Annotated in this window: 15 protein-coding genes; 12 read left to right on the top strand and 3 right to left on the bottom strand. The window is 60.8% G+C overall.

Annotation, left to right across the window (positions count from 1 at the left end):
• Nucleotides 1-161 precede the first annotated feature (161 nt).
• The 6 genes from mreC to AC1RN6_RS05455 all read left to right on the top strand — a co-directional run bounded on the left by mreC (nucleotide 162) and on the right by AC1RN6_RS05455 (nucleotide 6,580).
• Nucleotides 162-1,292, top strand: coding sequence for a rod shape-determining protein MreC (gene mreC, locus AC1RN6_RS05430; protein WP_493003665.1), 1,131 nt, complete (start codon nucleotides 162-164; stop codon nucleotides 1,290-1,292).
• Nucleotides 1,289-1,801, top strand: coding sequence for a rod shape-determining protein MreD (mreD, locus tag AC1RN6_RS05435; protein WP_050479340.1), 513 nt, complete (start codon nucleotides 1,289-1,291; stop codon nucleotides 1,799-1,801). Before mreC ends, mreD begins: the two co-directional genes overlap by 4 nt.
• Before the next feature lie 26 nt (nucleotides 1,802-1,827).
• Nucleotides 1,828-3,783 carry a penicillin-binding protein 2 gene (gene mrdA / locus AC1RN6_RS05440; protein ID WP_493003667.1) on the top strand — a complete coding sequence of 652 codons (1,956 nt, stop codon included), beginning with the start codon at nucleotides 1,828-1,830 and terminating at the stop codon, nucleotides 3,781-3,783.
• A 26-nt stretch (nucleotides 3,784-3,809) separates the two neighbouring features.
• The gene (rodA, locus tag AC1RN6_RS05445) at nucleotides 3,810-4,919 is read left to right on the top strand and encodes a rod shape-determining protein RodA (protein WP_493003669.1); all 1,110 of its coding nucleotides are present in this window, start codon (nucleotides 3,810-3,812) and stop codon (nucleotides 4,917-4,919) included.
• Nucleotides 4,920-5,059: 140 nt separating this feature from the next.
• On the top strand, nucleotides 5,060-6,202 hold the full coding sequence (locus AC1RN6_RS05450) for a septal ring lytic transglycosylase RlpA family protein (RefSeq protein ID WP_493003671.1): 1,143 nt from the start codon (nucleotides 5,060-5,062) through the stop codon (nucleotides 6,200-6,202).
• A gap of 45 nt (nucleotides 6,203-6,247) precedes the next feature.
• On the top strand, nucleotides 6,248-6,580 hold the full coding sequence (locus tag AC1RN6_RS05455; protein ID WP_493003672.1) for an SMR family transporter: 333 nt from the start codon (nucleotides 6,248-6,250) through the stop codon (nucleotides 6,578-6,580).
• A gap of 27 nt (nucleotides 6,581-6,607) precedes the next feature.
• On the opposite strand, the gene rsmI is transcribed toward AC1RN6_RS05455, so the two are convergent.
• Nucleotides 6,608-7,549 (bottom strand): 16S rRNA (cytidine(1402)-2'-O)-methyltransferase, encoded by a 942-nt coding sequence (gene rsmI / locus AC1RN6_RS05460; protein ID WP_493003674.1) that lies wholly within the window; start codon nucleotides 7,547-7,549, stop codon nucleotides 6,608-6,610.
• Between the two features lie 11 nt (nucleotides 7,550-7,560).
• Between rsmI and AC1RN6_RS05465 the strand changes: the two genes are divergently transcribed.
• The 5 genes from AC1RN6_RS05465 (at nucleotide 7,561) to AC1RN6_RS05485 (ending at nucleotide 11,461) form a co-directional block, all read left to right on the top strand.
• Nucleotides 7,561-8,847, top strand: coding sequence for a penicillin-binding protein activator (locus AC1RN6_RS05465; protein WP_493003676.1), 1,287 nt, complete (start codon nucleotides 7,561-7,563; stop codon nucleotides 8,845-8,847).
• Between the two features lie 12 nt (nucleotides 8,848-8,859).
• Nucleotides 8,860-9,267 carry a YraN family protein gene (locus tag AC1RN6_RS05470; protein WP_493003677.1) on the top strand — a complete coding sequence of 136 codons (408 nt, stop codon included), beginning with the start codon at nucleotides 8,860-8,862 and terminating at the stop codon, nucleotides 9,265-9,267.
• A gap of 174 nt (nucleotides 9,268-9,441) precedes the next feature.
• Nucleotides 9,442-10,038 (top strand): phosphoheptose isomerase, encoded by a 597-nt coding sequence (locus AC1RN6_RS05475; RefSeq protein WP_493003678.1) that lies wholly within the window; start codon nucleotides 9,442-9,444, stop codon nucleotides 10,036-10,038.
• Complete coding sequence (locus AC1RN6_RS05480) at nucleotides 10,031-10,684, top strand: BON domain-containing protein (protein WP_493003679.1); 654 nt, start codon at nucleotides 10,031-10,033, stop codon at nucleotides 10,682-10,684. The genes AC1RN6_RS05475 and AC1RN6_RS05480 overlap by 8 nt, the downstream gene beginning before the upstream one ends.
• Before the next feature lie 225 nt (nucleotides 10,685-10,909).
• Nucleotides 10,910-11,461 (top strand): peroxiredoxin family protein, encoded by a 552-nt coding sequence (locus tag AC1RN6_RS05485; protein WP_493003681.1) that lies wholly within the window; start codon nucleotides 10,910-10,912, stop codon nucleotides 11,459-11,461.
• A gap of 86 nt (nucleotides 11,462-11,547) precedes the next feature.
• Here the strand turns inward: AC1RN6_RS05485 and AC1RN6_RS05490 are convergent, their stop codons facing one another.
• Nucleotides 11,548-13,233, bottom strand: coding sequence for a methyl-accepting chemotaxis protein (locus tag AC1RN6_RS05490; protein ID WP_493003682.1), 1,686 nt, complete (start codon nucleotides 13,231-13,233; stop codon nucleotides 11,548-11,550).
• 319 nt (nucleotides 13,234-13,552) lie between these two features.
• Between AC1RN6_RS05490 and AC1RN6_RS05495 the strand changes: the two genes are divergently transcribed.
• Entirely contained in the window at nucleotides 13,553-15,598 is a 2,046-nt protein-coding gene (locus tag AC1RN6_RS05495) for a bifunctional diguanylate cyclase/phosphodiesterase (RefSeq protein WP_493003684.1), read from the top strand.
• Here the strand turns inward: AC1RN6_RS05495 and AC1RN6_RS05500 are convergent, their stop codons facing one another.
• Complete coding sequence (locus AC1RN6_RS05500) at nucleotides 15,599-16,516, bottom strand: DMT family transporter (protein WP_493003686.1); 918 nt, start codon at nucleotides 16,514-16,516, stop codon at nucleotides 15,599-15,601.
• Between the last annotated feature and the right edge of the window lie 10 nt (nucleotides 16,517-16,526).

A 16,526-nucleotide genomic window follows, 5' to 3' on the forward strand; every position in this document is an offset into this window, starting at 1 on the left:
CCGGTTCGCACAGCGGCGAAATCTCGGCTGCGACGACGCGTTGTCTTCCTGATATTGACTGCAACCTTCCCGGTATCCGTCCGCTGTCTATCCTCCAGCCCGCCCTGTGCGGGCTGTTGCGGTTTTCGGCTTCCCCGGCATCGGTCTCGGCCTGACCATCAATGGATATCCCTCCACTCTTCAAACAAGGCGCTTCATCCCGCGCTCGCGCCGGCTTTTTCGCCCTGATTTCGATCATCATGCTGGTGGTCGATTCGCGCATGCATGCCCTGACCATGGTGCGGCAGGCGGTCGGCACCGGCTTGTATCCCTTTCAGGTGGTGGCGCTGATGCCGCGCGACGCCGCTTACCGCGTTGGCGACTATTTCAATTCGCTCAACGCGCTGCAGAAGGAAAACGACGCCTTGCGCCGCCAACAGGCGATGAACGCGCAGTTGCTGCAGCAAGAACGCCAGATGGCGGCCGAAAACACGCAATTGCGCAATTTGCTGAGCATGCAGCAGCGGATTCACAGCAAATCCATCGTCGGCGAGATTCTGTATGACGCGCGTGATCCGTTTACCCGCAAGATCATCCTCAACCGCGGTTCTCAGCAAGGTGTAGCGACCGGCCAGCCGGTGATTGACGACGTCGGTATCGTGGGGCAGGTGACGCGCGTGTTTCCATTTACGTCTGAAGTGACCCTGCTGACCGACAAGGACCAGGCCATTCCGGTTCAGGTCCTGCGCAACGGCCTGCGCAGCGTGGCCTATGGTCGAGGCCAGTCCGGCGTACTCGATCTGCGTTTCATGGCGGCCAATGCCGACATCCAGAAGGGCGATGCGCTGGTGACGTCGGGTATCGACGGCGTGTATCCGCCGGGCTTGTCGGTAGCCAGCGTGCTGCAGGTGGAAACCAAGTCCACCGATGCTTTTGCCCACATCGTCTGTCTGCCGGCGGCCGGCGTTGATCGCCACAAGCAATTACTGATCTTGCTGGTCGAACAGACCGTGGCGCCGCGCCCGGATCCGGAAGGCAGCCCGGACAAGGCCGACAAGCTGCTCAAACGCCGTTTCCGCGATAGCGCCAAAGAAGGCGACGCGGTGCCGGCCAAGGACGCGCCGAGCGAAGACCGCAAGGGGCAAACGCCGACTGCTGCGCCAGCGGCTGCATCGACTGCAACCGCCGCGTCCGCTGCCCCGGCGGCGAAACCGGCTGCCGCAGCGCCTGCAACTCCTGCCGCCCCGGCCCCAGCCAAACCGGCGGCCGCTGCCGCTACGCCAGCCGCACAACCAGCCAAGAGCACCCGATGAACGATCCACATTACATCCTGCTGCCGGCGAATCCGATTTTCATCGCGATCAGTCTGATTGCGGCTTTCCTGCTCAACCTGCTGCCCTGGGGCCAATGGGTCGGCGTTCCCGACTTCGTCGCGCTGGTGCTGGTGTTCTGGGCCATCCACGAGCCGCGCAAGATCGGCATCAGCATTGCCTTCATGATGGGCCTGCTGATGGACGTGAACGAAGCCACCCTGCTGGGCGAGAACGCGCTGGCCTACACGTTGCTATCGTATTTTTCGATCATGATCCACCGCCGCGTGCTGTGGTTCCCGGTCGGCACGCAAGCCTTGCACATCCTGCCGCTGATGCTGCTCACGCAAGCTGTGCAACTGGTGGTGCGCCTGATGGTCAGCGGCAAATTCCCGCATTGGTATTACTTCAGTGAGAGCTTTGTCTGCGCACTGTTGTGGCCGCTGGTGACATGGCTGCTGCTCGCGCCGCAGCGACGCGCGATCAATCGCGACGATAACCGTCCGATCTAGACCAAAGCGCAGAGCGTGTTTCCAACATGACAGAATTCAAAAACACCGAGCATGAACTCAAGCTCTTCCGGCTGCGCCTGTTCGCAGTGGCGGTGCTGGTGCTCGTGTGTTTCAGCCTGCTGACGGCGCGCTTCATCTGGCTGCAGATCGTCCGTCACGACGCTTACGCGGCGCAGGCGGAAGAAAACCGCATCTCGGTGGTGCCGATCGTGCCCAATCGCGGCCTGATTCTGGATCGCAACGGCGTCGTGCTGGCGCGCAACTATTCCGCCTACACGCTGGAAATCACGCCGTCCAAGATCACCATGGGCCTCGACGAACTGGTCGACGAACTCAGCACGCTGGTCGATATCCAGCCCAAGGACCGGCGCCGTTTCCGCAAGCTGCAGGAAGAATCCAAGAACTTTGAAAGCCTGCCGATCCGTACGCGCCTGACCGACGAAGAAGTCGCCAAGTTCACCGCGCAGCGTTACCGTTTCCCCGGCGTCGATATCCAGGCGCGCCTGTTCCGCCAATATCCATACGGCAAAACCGCCGCGCACGTAATTGGCTACATCGGCCGCATCAGCCAGCGCGACGCCGACCGCATTGCCGACTCCGACGACGAAGCCAACTACAACGGCACCGACTACATCGGCAAGGAAGGCCTGGAAAAAAGTTACGAAACCCAGCTGCACGGCACCACAGGTTACGAAGAAGTGGAAATCTCCGCCGGCGGCCGCGCGGTGCGCACGCTGTCGCGCACACCAGCCAGCCCGGGCCAGAACTTGATCCTGTCGATCGACATCGAACTGCAAAAAGTGATTGAAGAAGCCTTCGGCGACCGCAAGGGCGCGCTGGTGGCGATCGATCCCGCGACTGGCGACATCCTGGCCTACGTCTCGCAACCGTCGTTCGACCCCAACGTGTTTGTGGAAGGCATCGACCAGCAAACCTGGGACGAGCTGAACAATTCGCCTGACCGTCCGCTGATCAATCGTCCGCTGTCCGGTACGTACCCGCCGGGTTCGACTTACAAGCCGTTCATGGCGTTGGCCGCATTGGAGCTGGGCAAGCGCAAGCCGTCCGACTCCATTCGCGATCCGGGTTACTTCTGGCTCGGCAACCACAAGTTCCGCGATGACAAGGAAGGCGGCCACGGCGTGGTCGACATGTATCGCTCGATCGTGGTGTCCTGCGATACTTACTATTACATGCTGGCCAACGACCTCGGCGTCGACGCCATCCATGATTTCATGAAGCCGTTCGGCTTCGGCCAGATCACCGGCATTGACCTCGAGCACGAGCGCAAGGGCCTGCTGCCGTCGACCACCTGGAAGAGCAACGCCTACCGCAAGCCGGAGCAGCGCAAGTGGTACGCCGGCGAAACCATTTCGCTGGGCATCGGCCAGGGTTACAACGCCTTCACGCCGATTCAGATGGCGCACGCCACCGCAACGCTGGCCAACAACGGCATCGTCATGAAGCCGCATCTGGTCAAAATGATCGAAGACGGCGTCACGCATGAGCGCACCGTGACCGTGCCGAAGGAAAGCTATCGCATTCCGTTGAAGCAGGAAAACATTGACGTCATCAAGCAAGCCATGGTCGGCGTCAACAAGGAAGGCACCGGCGCGCGCGTATTCGCCGGCGCCGAATACACCTCGGCCGGCAAGAGCGGCACCGCGCAGGTGGTATCGATCAAGAAGAACGAAAAATACGACGCCAAGCGCCTCGCCACGCATCTGCTGGATAATGCGCTGTTCACCGCGTTTGCACCGGCCGACAAGCCGCGCATCGCCTTGTCGGTCATCGTCGAAAACGGCGGCTGGGGTGCGGAAGCCGCAGCGCCGCTGGCGCGCAAGGCGATCGATTTTTATCTGCTCGGCAAGCGGCCCGGCGACAAGACCAAACCGGCAGGCAAGGGCGATGACGCAGCAGCGGCTGCCGCAGCCGCCGCTACCTCCGGACCGGATCCGGTCGGCAACGATCTCAGGGACTAGGAGCCTGTTATGAGTCATTTCCCCCTATGAGTCTCCATCGACCGCCTCTCTGGCAAATCATCAAACCGCATCTGGCGGTGTTCGATGGTGCGCTCTCGCTGATCATTTTCCTGATCATGTCGGTCGGCATCGTGACGCTGTATTCGGCGGGCATGAACTTCCCCGGCCGCGTTGAAGACCAGTTGCGCAATATTCTGGTTGCCTTCATCGTCATGTGGATTGCCGCCAATGTCTCGCCGCAGACGCTGTTGCGGTTTGCGGTGCCGATTTACACCATCGGCGTGGCGCTGCTGATCGGTGTGGCGTTGTTCGGCATCGTCAAGAAAGGGTCGCGGCGCTGGCTCAATATCGGCATGGTCGTACAGCCATCTGAAGTCATGAAAATCGCTATGCCGCTGATGCTGGCCTGGTACTTCCAGAAACGGGAAGGCATGATCCGCTGGCCGGTGTTTCTGATCGCGGGGGTACTGCTGGCGGTGCCGGTCGGCCTGATCATCCGTCAGCCGGACCTCGGCACCGGCGTGCTGGTGCTGGCGGCGGGTTTTTATGTAATCTTCTTTGCGGGTTTGTCGTGGAAGGTGCTGACCGGACTGGTCATCGCCGGCGCCGCCAGCTTGCCGGTGATCTGGTCGGTGCTGCACGATTACCAGCGGCAGCGCGTAATGATGCTGATCGATCCGACTTCCGACCCGCTGGGCAAGGGTTTCCACATCATCCAGTCGACCATCGCCATCGGTTCCGGCGGCATCACCGGCAAAGGCTGGCTGATGGGCACGCAGACGCACCTGGAATTCATCCCGGAACGCACCACCGACTTCATCTTCTCGGTGTATTCGGAAGAATTCGGCCTGATCGGCAACCTGATTCTGCTATTCCTGTACCTGCTGCTGATCGGCCGCGGGCTGATGATCACCGCCAACGCGCCGACGCTGTTCACGCGCTTGCTGGGCGGTGCGATCACCATGATCTTCTTCACCTATGCCTTCGTGAACATGGGCATGGTCAGCGGCATTCTGCCGGTGGTCGGCGTGCCGCTGCCGTTCATGAGCTACGGCGGCACTGCGTTGGTCACCCTGGGTCTGGGCGCGGGCATTCTGATGAGCATTCAGCGGCATCGCAAGCTGGTGCAGACATAGAGCGATCCGTTCGGAAAGTTTCTCTTTGTAACGTCAGTTTCTCCTGACAGACATTTCAGGGATGCTTCCGATACTCTGGTATCGTTGCGCTTGCCTATGTTTGCAAGCCTGATAAAACTAACAAGTCTGGGAAGATTGCAATGCGAGTTTTCTTTGCCCCTGCGGCACCCCCCGCGCGTCTGGCGCGCTTGTCATCTTTGCTGCGCTATGTTGCCATTCTGGCGCCACTGGCGCTTGCCGCCTGCAGCAGCGCGCCGCCGCTGAATACATCCACGCCGTCTTCCACCGCTTCCACACCGGCGGCGCGTACCGCCAACGGCAAGCCATTGCCGGCGCTACCGGCGGCGGGTTCGGGACGTGGAGGTTATTACAAGGATGACGGCCCGGGCGATCAGCCGCCTGACGGCCTGCTTGATACGCCGGACGCCGATCCCAAGGTAGAACCGTTTTCCAAGGCCGGCAGCCGTCCTTATGCGGTGTTCGGCAAAACCTATACGCCGATTACGGATGATCGCCCGTTCAAGCAGCGCGGCATCGGCAGCTGGTACGGCAAGAAATTTCACGGTCAGAAGACCTCGTCCGGCGAGCTTTACGACATGTACAAGATGACGGCGGCGCATCCGACCTTGCCGATTCCATCCTACGCCCGCGTCACCAATCTGAAGACCGGTGCGCAGGTCATCGTGCGCATCAACGATCGCGGGCCTTTCCATTCGACGCGCATCATCGACTTGTCCTATACCGCTGCGCTGAAGCTGGGCTATTTGTCGTCAGGCAGCAGCGAACTGGAAGTAGAGCGTTTGTTGCCGGATGAAATCAACCGCATTGCCGAGAACAAGCGCAACGGCATCACGGCGACGCCGGTGCCGGTGAACGCGGCCAACAGTGCCCCTGCAACATCTTCGGTGACAGTAGGCAGTGTTGCACCGCAAGGGCAGATCATGCCGATTGCCATGACGACCACGCCGGCGGCGGTACAGGCGGCCAGCGGTACATCGACCGGTGAAGCCGGCACGGCAAACGCAGCGAGCACAAGCAGCACGGCGCTGGCCAGCGGCTTCTATCTGCAATTCGGCGCCTACGCTCAGGAAGCCAACGCCCGCAGCGCGCGCGACAAGCTGATGCAAAACCTGAGCGGCGCCGTCGACAAGCTGGAGACGGTCGTCGTCAACGGCCTCTATCGCTTGTACGCCGGCCCTTACGCCAGCCGTCCAGCCGCGATGGATGCAGCGCAACTGATTCGCCAGCGTGCCAACGTCACGGGCTTCGTGGTCGAGCGCTGATCGGCTCGTTCGATATATTCGTATTGATTATCTGAAGGAGGACGCATGCATCCCTACCTGTTGCTGGGCATCGCCATTGTTTCGGAAGTCATCGCCACGTCCGCCTTGCGTGCATCCGATGGTTTCACCAAGCTGATTCCGTCGGTGGCGGTGGTGGTCGGTTACGCGCTGGCGTTCTTGTTTTTGTCGATGACGCTCAAGACGATTCCGGTCGGCATCGCCTACGCGATCTGGTCCGGTCTCGGCATCGTCCTGATTTCGATCGTGGCGTATTTTGTCTATGGGCAGACGCTGGATACCCCGGCCATCGTCGGCATGGGCCTGATTCTGGCGGGTGTGCTGGTGTTGAATCTGTTTTCGAAGTCGACCGCACACTGAGTTGCCGGCGAAGAGGATGCGCCGGAATTATTCGGCCGCGTCCCGCAACTGCAAAGCGCGCTCATAGAGCGCGTTTTTCTTTTGGCCGGTGATCTGCGCCGTCAAGGCAGCGGCTTGTTTGACCGGCAACTCCGCCAGCAGAATCTGCAGGATGCGTTCGGCATCGGCGTCGGCGACCGCATCTTCACCGGCGGTGGCGCCTTCCACCAGAACCACGAATTCGCCGCGCTGACGGTTGGCGTCCGCCGCCAGCCAGGCTGGTGCGTCGGCCAGTGCGCAGCGATGGATGGTTTCGAACAGCTTGGTCAGCTCGCGCGCCAGCACGATCTGGCGTTGCGGACCGAACGCCAGCAACAGGGCGTCGACGGTTTCCACGATGCGATGCGGCGCTTCGTAAAACACCAGCGTGGACGCATCCTGCGCCAGCTTCAGCAGAGCGCTTTCGCGCTGCTTGCTCTTGTTCGGCAAAAAGCCGACAAAATGGAACTGATCGTTGATCAGGCCGCTGGCTGACAATGCCGTCACGGCAGCCGATGCGCCCGGCAGCGGCACCACGGTCAGACCGGCGGCGCGTACCGCTTCCACAATGCGCGCACCCGGATCGGACACTGCCGGCGTACCGGCATCGGACACCAGCGCAATGCGTTCACCTTGCTGCAGGCGCGCAATGATTTTATCGGCGGCTTCGCGTTCGTTGTGTTCGTGCGCGGCGATGAGCGTCTGGCTGATGCCGTAGCGCGTCAGCAGATGGCTGGTGTTGCGGGTGTCTTCGCAGGCCACGGCATTCACGATCGACAAGACGTGCAAAGCGCGCAACGTCAGGTCGCAAACATTTCCGATGGGCGTAGCCAGCACATATAATGCCGACTCAGGATAAGTCTGTTGCGCGGCCTCCGTCAGGACGGACGAAGCAAGAGAAGTGATGGATGCAATGGATGCAGCGTGTGCGTTCGAGTTGGGGTGACTCATTGGAGAAGATCATGTTGGGAAAATGGGCGAAAGTCATCTTGCTGACCGCGCTGCTGAGCGGATTGTGCGCTTCCGTGCAGGCATTTACAACCGTTACTGCGAATGATGCGGCTGCTGTTACACCCGCACCTGCTGTATCGGCAACGCAGGCAGCATCTGCGCCGCCACCGGCAACGGACTTCAGTTTGCCGCCCGAGAACAACCAGCCGCCGGTACGCATAGCCTTGCTGCTGCCGTTGCGCTCCAGCGTGTTCGGCGCCGCTGCCGATGCGGTGCGAACCGGTTTCCTGACGGCTTCCGAGCGCAAGAAAGACAATATCGTCATCACCATCATCGAAACCGGGGATTCCGCACAGGAAGCGCTCAACGCCTATAACGACGCCTCCGGCAAATATGACATCATCGTTGGCCCGCTGTCGCGCAGCGCGGTGACGGCGCTGGTGCAGTCAGCCACTGTACGCAAACCGACCATCGCCCTGGCTCAGCCGGATCTGCCCGATACGGCCGACCAGCGGTTGCCGCGCCAGATCATCATGATGGGTTTGTCGATCGAAGAAGAAGCGCGCCAGGTCGCCGCCTGGGTCGAACACGAAAAGACGCCCGGCAAGATTTTCGCGATTTCCACCAACATCGCCTGGCAGCGCCGCGCGGTCAAAGCCTTCACGCAGCAGGCGCGCCAGCAAGGCCTGACCGTGGACAACCTCGAACTGAGCGTGCCCAACAATGCGCTGAGCGCCACCGGCCTGGCGCAACTGGGCCAGCGCATCCAGGCGGAAAAACCGTCCTTGCTGTTCGTCGCCCTCGATGCCGCGCAAACCATCCAGTTGCGCAGCGCCATCGGCAATGACATCGCGCTCTATGGCACCTCTCAACTCAATCCGCTGACGCTGGCCAGCGCTACGGCAGCCATCAATGCAGCGGCGAACAACGCTGCCGCCAGCGCTGCTACCGGTACTCCGCCGGCTCCCGACAATCGACTGCCCGAGCTCGATGGCGTACATCTGGTCGACATGCCCTGGCAATTGCAGGCGGACAACGCCGCCGTCATGGCGTATCCACGTTCCGTCGCCAATGCCGACGTCAAGCCGAACGCCGACCTCGAACGTCTCTACGCGCTCGGCATCGATGCTTTCCGCGTCGCTAACGAAATCGCCCAGCAGCGTTCCGGTTTCGACATCGACGGCGTGACCGGCCAGATCAACGTCAACATGGCGGCCGGCGCGACCTACTTCCAGCGCAAGGAAACCCAGGCTGTCTATCAGGACGGCGTGGCGGTTCCGGTTGCCAACCAGCGCTGATGGGTTAAACGCATGGCTTTGTTTGAACGCCTTGGCATCAACCTTCGCGGGCGCAGTCAACGCACCAGCAAGCAAGTCAGTGGCGACGCGGCTGAAGACGATGCTCTGGCATTCCTGTTGACGCAGGGACTGGTGGAGGTCGAACGCAACTTCCGCTGCAAAGGCGGCGAAATCGACCTCATCATGCGCGAGCGTGACACCATCGTTTTCGTCGAAGTGCGCAAGCGCAGCAAAAACGATTTCGGCGGCGCGCTCGCCAGCGTCACACGCACGAAACAAAAACGCCTGATCATTGCCGCACAGGTATTTCTGCAGCGCTATCGCATGCCCCCGGACTGCCGTTTCGACGTCATCGGCTACGACGGCGAGCAGATGACCTGGCTGAAAAATGCCGTAGAAGCAATATCTGAAGCATTTTGATACGCTTCTTTACCCCTCGCCCCGGGGTGGAGCAGGCCAACTACACTATAATTGACGAGCCTGTTGCCGTTGCAGGCCGGGTTGGATCGCTTCATCTTCCCCTCCATGCCGGCAGCCTGACCGGGACGAACCTGGGACTGTCGTTCTTCATGCACTGATAAAGACTCTCGTACCATGACTAATCAACGTATCCTCTCGCATTTTCAAGAAAGTGCCGAACTCAAGATTCACGCTGCTTCCGTATTGGCGCAGCCGATTGAGCAGGCGATTGAACTTATGTTCACGGCGCTGTCGAACGGCAACAAGATTCTTGCCTGCGGCAACGGCGGATCGGCAGCGGATTGCCAGCATTTCGCCGCCGAACTGGTGGGACGCTTCGAACGTGAACGTCTGCCGCTGCCGGCACTGGCGCTGACTACGGATACCTCGATCCTGACTGCAGTCGGCAACGATTACAGCTATCTCGAAATCTTCTCGAAGCAGGTGCAGGCCTTTGGCCAGGCCGGCGACGTGCTGCTGGCGTTTTCGACCTCGGGCAACTCAGGCAATGTGCTGGCGGCAATCGAGGTGGCGCAGGAACGCGACATGCGCGTGGTGGCGCTGACCGGTAAAGGCGGCGGCGCCATCGGCAAGAAACTTACCGACGCCGATGTGCATATCTGCGTGCCGCATGACCGTACCGCGCGCATTCAGGAAGTGCATCTGGTGACTCTGCATTGTATTTGCGACGGTATCGATGTCGCGCTATTTGGAGGTGATGTGAATGAATGATGTCAAGGCAGGTTGGTTGAAATGGCGTCGTCCGCTGGCGGCAGTTGCCGTGGGCGGCATGCTCGCGATCGGGCTGCAAGGTTGCTTCGGCGTACTCGCCGGCGGCATGCTGGCAGGCACGTTCGCTGCAACGGATCGCCGCACGCTGGGTGCGCAGACCGAAGACAAGTCGATTGTCGTCAAGGGCGAAGCCAATATCCCTGACGTGGTCGCCGCCGGTTCTCACGTCAATGTGACCAGCTTCAACCGCAAGGTCCTGCTCTCCGGTGAAGTGCCTGACGAAGCATCGAAGGCAGCCGCCGAGCGCGAGATCAAGAGCCTGCCTAATGTCACCGGCGTGTTCAATGAGCTGGTGGTGTCCGGTTCATCCGGCTTCTCGGCACGCTCCGGCGACGCATTGATCACCAGCAAAGTGCTGGCCAGCCTGGTGGATGCCAAGGAACTGTACGCCAGCGCCTTCAAGATCACCACCGAACGCGGCATCGTCTACATGATGGGACGCGTGACCGAACGCGAAGGCAAGCGCGGTGCTGAAATCGCCAGCGGCGTCAGCGGCGTGCAAAAGGTCGTGACGCTGTACGAGTACATCTCGGAAGAAGAATTGAAGCAATACATCAAGCAGCCGCCACCGGATCCGGCCAAGTAATCGGAACCGCTCTGACGCCATCCTGTCAGATGCAGGCCGGGCACTGCAGCAGCGATAAGAACCGCCGATGTCACCGACACCGGCGGTTTTTTTATGGCGTTGTTATTCGGGAAGCCGCCTCCGGCACGAAGCAGAAAGCGCGTCTATAATGGTTCCACAGTTATGCCTGCAACATTGTCGGATTGGCAATCATGACGGGCCAGCAGTACTTACAACGGAAAAGACATGGAAGCTCAACACGCCACCAGTTCAGTTACCAGCACTAGCACTGCCCCGCGCAGCCGCCTCGCGCTCAAGCTCGGCGGCGTCGCCGTCGTTGCCGCCATTGCGCTGTTCGGCTACACCTCGCTGTCGGCGAAAAACACTGCGCCCGATGTGACCTTCGTCAAGCTCGACGGCCAGAAAGTCGCACTCAAGGATATGCGCGGCAAGGTCGTCATGATCAATTTCTGGGCCACCAGCTGCACCACTTGCGTGGGTGAAATGCCGCAAATGATTTCGACCTACAACAAGTACAAGGATCAGGGCCTGGACTTCGTCGCCGTCGCAATGAGCTACGATCCGCCGAACTACGTGCTGAACTACACCGAGACACGCAAGCTGCCTTTCAAGGTTGTGCTCGATCCGCAAGACACCTTGGCCAAGGCCTTCGGCGACGTCAAGCTGACCCCGACCACCTTCGTCATCGGCAAGGACGGCAGCATCCTGAAACGCTATGTCGGCGAACCGCAATTCGCTGAATTGCATCAGTTGCTGGAGAAGGCGCTGGCCGCCTGATCATCAGCATATGCCCGCATCAGATGAAAAAGCGCCGGTTTGATACCGGCGCTTTTTTTATATCCTCAGTTTTGTCGAAGCTGCCGTCAGAACTGCTCCCAATCCGCCTCTGCAGGTGATTTTGAGGAAGCCGTCTGCTTCAGCTTCGGCGGCGTTGCAGCGGCGACTTTCGCCGACTTGCGTGCAGGCGTGATGTCAACAGTGCGCAGCGTGGGCTGAGGTGCAAGACGGGTGTTGTCCAGCTTGAAGACGCTGACCACCTGTGTGAGCGTCGTCGCCTGATCCTGCAATGACTGTGCGGCGGCGGCGGCTTGCTCGACCAGCGCCGCATTTTGCTGCGTGGTCTCGTCCATCTGGGTAATGGCCTGGTTGACTTGCTCGATGCCGTCGCTTTGTTCTTGGCTGGCGGAACTGATCTCCGCCACGATGTCGGTCACGCGCCGCACGCTGGCCACCACTTCGGTCATGGTGGCGCCGGCTTGTTCCACCAGCTTGCTGCCGGAGTCGACCTTTTCCACCGAGTCGTCGATCAGGGTTTTGATCTCCTTGGCGGCGGCTGCCGAACGTTGCGCCAGACTGCGCACTTCGGATGCCACCACGGCGAAACCGCGCCCCTGTTCGCCGGCGCGCGCCGCTTCCACTGCCGCGTTCAACGCCAGAATATTCGTCTGGAAGGCGATGCCGTCAATGACGCTGATGATGTCGACGATGCGCCTGGACGAAGCATTGATGGCGCCCATGGTATCGACCACCTGGCCGACCACGCTGCCGCCATGCACGGCAACTTCCGAAGCCGATACGGCCAGTTGATTCGCCTGGCGGGCATTGTCGGCATTCTGTTTGACGGTGGACGTGAGTTGTTCCATGGCCGAGGCGGTTTCTTCCAGCGAACCCGCCTGGCTTTCGGTGCGTGCCGACAGATCGAGATTGCCGCTGGCGATTTCGCTGGACGCCGTGGCAATCGTATCGGTGCCGCTGCGCACCTTGCCGACGATATTGAGCAGATTGTCATTCATGGTCTTCAGGGCTTGCAGCAGCTTGCTGGTTTCATCCTTGCCGCTGCCGTCGATGTGCGAAGTCAGATCGCCCGACGCCACAGTTTCGGCGATGCTGACAGCTTCATTGAGCGGGCGCGTGATGCTCAGCGTCAGCAGCCAGCCGAGGATGCCGCCGAGGATCAGTTCGATCACGCCCAGAGTCAGCAGCAGGCTGCGTCCCGATTGATAGCTGTCGTTGATGTGCTGAGCGGAGCGGTCGATGACCTGCGTCTGGTAGTCGGCGTACTTCAGCACGCTGCCGGAATAGTCGTCCATCATCTTGACCAGCTTGGTGTTGGTCAGCTGCTTGGCTTCTTCCGCCTTGCCGGCGGCTTTCATCTTGAAGATGTCTTCGCGCGCGGTGCGATAGACGGCGCGCAGCTTGCCGACTTCGTCGAACAGCTGCTTTTCTTCCGGTGAGGAAATGGCGGTCTCCACGCGTTTCTGGATATCGCTGACCTTCTTCGATTCCGCATCGATCTGCGTCTGGAAGTACTTCTGGAAGTCGGCATCATCGCTGCGCATCACCGCAAAAGTGCGCACGCCGTTTTCCTTGATGGCGGCATGCCATTTCGAGGCGTCGCGTTCTTTCTGCAAGGCATTTTTGACCATGTCGTCGGTGGCGTCGCCGATGCCTTGCAACCGCCAGACGCCGATACCGACCATCACCGCCATCAGCATCAGCATGGCAACGAAGCCGATACCAAGACGTACGCCAATTCTGAAGTTTTTCATGCCGGTCTCCTATCCGTGTTTCCGGCGCTATGGAGGGCGCCGGTCGCGGTTTATATTCTGCGCCTTGCGGCGCAGGCATCGATGTTTCTTCTTATTGGATGATCCAGCGTATCACAGGGGGCAGGCGCCAAATCGCAGGATAGTCGCCCTTTGCCGTGCCTGTTAATGCCTTATCAAGATCATCGGCAGCTTTTGCCGATAACTTTACATCGGCGCCGACGATGATTTAATGCAACAGTGACAACGGCCCGCTATAATCGAACGCTTGGAAGTGCAACACGGCAATGCGCATATCACCACCGCCATACCTTTCACCACAATGACAACAAAACCGGACACGGCCGCGCATGCCGTGGAAATAAAAAAGCTGACGCAGTCCCTGGTCCGCGAGCGCGATGCACGCATGCAATCCGATGCCCGTCTGGAAAGCCGTCTGCGCCAACTGCAATTGCTGGAAGGCGTCGCCGCCGCCGCCAACCAGGCCGACTCGGTCGATGCGATTCTCCAGTTCGCAGTGGACGAGATTTGTCTCTACACCGGCTGGCCGCTGGGGCACTGCTATCACGTCCGCAAAATGGGCAATCAGACCACGCTGGCGTCAGCCGGCATCTGGCACGGCGTCATGCGACCCGAGTTCAGCGCCTTCCACTGCATGACCGGCAGTCCGGACTTCCAGGCGCATAAAGATTTGCCGGGACGCGCTTTCAAGGAAGCCGCACCGGTCTGGACCGTTAATATCGGCGTCGACCGTGAAGCCCCGCGCGCCGACGTGGCGCGCGCAGCGGGCATCAAGGCCGGGGTCGCCTTCCCGGTGCTGAGCGGCGGCGAGGTGGTTGCTGTACTGGAATTTTTCTCAGACCGCGTCCTGTCGCTGGACGACAATCTGCTGCGCCTGATGAGCCTCATGCGCCAGATCGCCAGCCGTATCGGCCGCGTCGCCGAACGCCGCCAGAACGAGGTGCGCCTGCTCCATGAGGCCTCCCACGATGCGCTGACTGGCCTGCCCAATCGCACGCTGTTCCTGCAGCAGCTGGATCTGGCGCTGCAACGCCAGTGGGAAGACGACAACGCCGGCTTTGCTGTGCTGTTCATCGACCTTGATCGCTTCAAGATCATCAACGACAGCCTTGGCCACCTGGCCGGCGACCGCATGATCATCCAGGTGGCGGCCCGACTGAAAAACGCGGTGCGCCCTGATGTCATCTCCGGCACGACCGCTGCCGGGACTTCCCCCGCCAATCCGAAATACACGCTGGCGCGCATGGGCGGCGACGAGTTCACCGTGCTCCTGCGCGACATTCCCGATGTCAGTGAAGCCGAGCGCATTGCGGAACGGATTCAACTGGCGCTGGCCCTGCCCTTCCTGATCCGCGATCAGGAAATCTATGCCGGCGCCAGCATCGGCATCGTCTTCAGCGACGTCGGCCACACGCTGGCTGACGAAGTGCTGCGCGACGCCGATCTGGCGCTGTATCGCGCCAAGGCCGTCGGCAAGAGCCATTACGAGGTGTTCGACCGCAGCATGCGCAAAGGCGCGGTCAGCCGCCTGACGATTGAGACCGCGCTGCGGCACGCGTTGAAGAACAATGAGTTCGTGCTGCACTACCAGCCTATCATCGAGCTGCAGGCGGGCACCATCGTCGGCGTGGAAGCGCTGGTTCGCTGGCGGCGCGGCGCGGACGAACTGGTGTATCCGGGCGACTTCATCGATGTTGCCGAAGACACCGGCCTGATCCTGCACATCGGCATGTGGGTGCTGCGCGAAGCCTGCCGCCAGATGCACGCCTGGCACCAGCAATTCCCGCGCGCCAAGCCGCTGACCATCAGCGTCAACATTTCGCCGCGCCAGTTCGTGCAACCCAATCTGGTCGATCAGATCCAGCAGATTATCAAAGAGACTGGCATCGATCCCAACACGTTGCGTCTGGAAATCACCGAGAGCGTCACCATGGGCGACGTCGAACGCACGATCAAGATCCTGTCGCAGCTGCGCGCGCTGGGCGTGCGCTTCAGCATCGATGACTTCGGCACCGGCTATTCGTCACTGAGCTATCTGCATCGCTTCCCGCTGGACGTGCTGAAGATCGACCGCTCCTTCGTCATGGGCATGAAGGAAGACAAGGAGCGTCTGCAAATCGTCGAAACCATCATGACGCTGGCGCGCAATCTGGGCATCGAAGTCGTGGCGGAAGGAACGGAAACCGAAATGCAGGTCGATCATCTGCGCAATCTCGGCTGCGATTTTGGTCAGGGATTTTTCTTCTCGCGCGCGCTGGCGGCCGAGACGATCACGGATCTGCTCTACGTTCCGCATCATGTGCTGGAGACCGCCTACGTCAATTCTTTGCAGGCGCTGGAAGAGTAGTCAGGGCCGGCGTAACAACCGCAGTGAACCCGCCGGCAGCAACACGCAAATCGCTGCGCTGAAAATCAGCGCGAAGCCCAGCATGTCCGGCGTGCTCGGTCGTTCTCCCAGCAACAAGACCGCACCGCTGACGCCGACCACCGGCACCAGCAGCGTGCCGAGTGCGGCAATGCCGGCCGGCAGCTTGGCGATAATTTCAAACCACAGGATATAGCCCGCCGCCATGCCGAAAAAGATGTGATACGCCAGCGCGCAAATCACCGGCAGATGCAACGCGCCCGGATGCGGCCAGCCTTCGAAAGACAGCAAACCGGTCAGCGCCACCAGCGCACCGATCAGCAATTGCCAGGCCGCGATCGCCAGCGGTTCGGCATTGATTCTGGCCCACTTCATGTAGACCGTTCCCGCCGCCCAGGTCAGGGCCGCTGCCAGCGCGTACAAAATTCCATGCGGTAAGCCACCGCCGATCAGAGGAGAAATCAGTACCGCCAGACCGCACGCTCCCAGCGCCAGTCCCATGCCGCGCACACGGTCCAGTTTCTCGCCCAATGCGATGCGTGCAAATAGCGTCGCCCACAGCGGCATCGAGTAAGTGATGATCGCCACGCGCGAAGTCGCCGCGCCGAGCTGGGCGAAGGTCAGCAGGATATTGAACAGTGCAATGTTGAGCAGACCGGTCATCACGATGTGTACGCGGTCGCGCGTGCCGATGTGCAGCGCGCGTCCACGCACCAGCGCCAGCACGAACAGCGTGCACGCCGCGGCGCCAAGGCCGATGGCGCGCAGGGTCCACGGCGACACGCCGCTTAGCGAGACTTTGACGGCAGGCCAGTTCAGTCCCCAGACCACGCCGAGAACCAGCAACAACAGCTTGGCCCTGCGGTGGTCCTTGCGGCTCTGCGCTGCGGCTTGTGGCATCGGCAGCTTA

It is taken from the genome of Herbaspirillum sp. GW822-FHT03A08, assembly GCF_058801885.1.

Coding starts and splice junctions, on each gene's coding strand:
- AC1RN6_RS05455 (WP_493003672.1), top strand. CDS start 6,248: ATGCATCCCTACCTGTTGCTGGGCATCGCCATTGTTTCGGAAGTCATC.
- mreD (WP_050479340.1), top strand. CDS start 1,289: ATGAACGATCCACATTACATCCTGCTGCCGGCGAATCCGATTTTCATC.
- AC1RN6_RS05465 (WP_493003676.1), top strand. CDS start 7,561: ATGTTGGGAAAATGGGCGAAAGTCATCTTGCTGACCGCGCTGCTGAGC.
- mrdA (WP_493003667.1), top strand. CDS start 1,828: ATGACAGAATTCAAAAACACCGAGCATGAACTCAAGCTCTTCCGGCTG.
- AC1RN6_RS05485 (WP_493003681.1), top strand. CDS start 10,910: ATGGAAGCTCAACACGCCACCAGTTCAGTTACCAGCACTAGCACTGCC.
- AC1RN6_RS05470 (WP_493003677.1), top strand. CDS start 8,860: ATGGCTTTGTTTGAACGCCTTGGCATCAACCTTCGCGGGCGCAGTCAA.
- AC1RN6_RS05500 (WP_493003686.1), bottom strand. CDS start 16,516: ATGCCACAAGCCGCAGCGCAGAGCCGCAAGGACCACCGCAGGGCCAAG.
- AC1RN6_RS05475 (WP_493003678.1), top strand. CDS start 9,442: ATGACTAATCAACGTATCCTCTCGCATTTTCAAGAAAGTGCCGAACTC.
- rsmI (WP_493003674.1), bottom strand. CDS start 7,549: ATGAGTCACCCCAACTCGAACGCACACGCTGCATCCATTGCATCCATC.
- AC1RN6_RS05495 (WP_493003684.1), top strand. CDS start 13,553: ATGACAACAAAACCGGACACGGCCGCGCATGCCGTGGAAATAAAAAAG.
- AC1RN6_RS05480 (WP_493003679.1), top strand. CDS start 10,031: ATGAATGATGTCAAGGCAGGTTGGTTGAAATGGCGTCGTCCGCTGGCG.
- AC1RN6_RS05450 (WP_493003671.1), top strand. CDS start 5,060: ATGCGAGTTTTCTTTGCCCCTGCGGCACCCCCCGCGCGTCTGGCGCGC.
- rodA (WP_493003669.1), top strand. CDS start 3,810: ATGAGTCTCCATCGACCGCCTCTCTGGCAAATCATCAAACCGCATCTG.
- mreC (WP_493003665.1), top strand. CDS start 162: ATGGATATCCCTCCACTCTTCAAACAAGGCGCTTCATCCCGCGCTCGC.
- AC1RN6_RS05490 (WP_493003682.1), bottom strand. CDS start 13,233: ATGAAAAACTTCAGAATTGGCGTACGTCTTGGTATCGGCTTCGTTGCC.